The organism is Pseudomonas psychrophila HA-4 (assembly GCF_000282975.1).
Taxonomy (GTDB): Bacteria; Pseudomonadota; Gammaproteobacteria; order Pseudomonadales; family Pseudomonadaceae; genus Aquipseudomonas; species Aquipseudomonas psychrophila_A.
This window is the reverse complement of sequence record NZ_ALJC01000049.1, coordinates 1-1,260: the sequence shown is the minus strand read 5'-3', so window position 1 is coordinate 1,260 and position 1,260 is coordinate 1. Positions and strand designations below refer to the sequence as shown.

Sequence of the window (1,260 nt, the reverse complement as noted above, 5' to 3'; positions counted from 1 at the left end):
CAGGGTGATGCCGATCAGCCGGTGTTGGCTGTCGTAGCGGTAGTGGCGGGTCGTTTTTGCTAACGATATCTGAGTTAAGGAGCCCTATTGGCGTATGATTTGCATCCACTTTCGAAGCGGTAGTCTGTGAGCTGTTCGCTATTGAGGTCGATGGCTTTGAGGACGCTGCCGCGAGCTCGAGATCCTAACGGAAGCACAGTGGTCAATCCTTCAGAATGGTTAATAACACGCCTCAAACATCTCGGTAAATGAAAGGTGCCAATATGTATTTTTAAAGAGCTGTACAGCCGTCGCATGTGTTTGCCTTGGATTTAGATGATCTATCCGCGCGGCATATCTCATTAAGTGGCCAGCCAAGCTTAATGTGTCTCGCTGGCTAATTTCATCTACATTTCAGTTGTGGAATTAATATATACCGACGGACCGCAAAGCAGGATGTGCTGAGCGGTGAACTCTATCAGCGAGTCTTTATTTGATAGTTTGACTATGTATTTGTTGCTGGATTTGCTTATAGATACGACGAGGTTTTCCTTTGTAGGCACATTTTTAATGTGCAGGTTTTTTATATTTGAAATATTTATACCGATTCGACATGTATTGAATCCATTTTTTTTCCATTTCTCAGGAGGCATGTCTGGTAATTCAGTGATGTCAAACTCCAATATTACATTGGGTGCATTGTTGTCAATTGTTATTGCAAACAGCTGCACTACTCCAATTGCTACTGGCGCACTAAAAACCTTGTTAAAAAAAATACTCCCATCTAAATCATTCCAGTATTTCATTTTTTGTCCTTGAAATAGAAGTGATCTCTTGTGCCTGGCACTTTACCTGTTCTGCGGTTGCTGATCGGTCTTAAATTTAAGTGTGCTTTCTGATCGCCAATATTTTCAGGGGCGAAAAATTTATGGCCCGCACTATGATCTTGGATGATTATTTTTGAGCCGTCGGCGCGAGTGAATTGATATTCTCTCGTTAATACGGGCTTGCCACTTTCATTAAAAATAGCGCCGTTATTTATGTCGGTCATCTTCATGTATTTATACTGGATTGTTTTCCCTGTTTGGGGATCATATACAAAATCAGGCTGCTGTGTCCTAGGTACTCCCGCCTCAAGCTTAGCCTGCTTAAAAGCGCCGTTTCGAGAGACCTCGGGAGGACTCAGTTCATTTGGCCGCTCACACGCTGGGGTATCTTTCCCGCCGGGACACCTAGCACTCAACCCCAACGGATCCACCCACCCCGTCGGGTTGGGCACGT

General features: G+C 44.4%; 2 protein-coding genes. Both read right to left on the bottom strand.

From position 1 onward, the window contains the following. Window positions 1-386: 386 nt before the first annotated feature. Window positions 387-785: an Imm50 family immunity protein gene (locus B347_RS0105655; RefSeq protein WP_019408729.1), complete on the bottom strand. Its 399-nt coding sequence runs from the start codon at window positions 783-785 to the stop codon at window positions 387-389. Next, window positions 782-1,260: HNH/endonuclease VII fold putative polymorphic toxin (locus B347_RS26835; RefSeq protein WP_019408728.1), on the bottom strand; the 479-nt coding region annotated here is incomplete at its 5' end. The genes B347_RS26835 and B347_RS0105655, both read right to left, overlap by 4 nt.

Coding starts and splice junctions, on each gene's coding strand:
- B347_RS0105655 (WP_019408729.1), bottom strand. CDS start 785: ATGAAATACTGGAATGATTTAGATGGGAGTATTTTTTTTAACAAGGTT.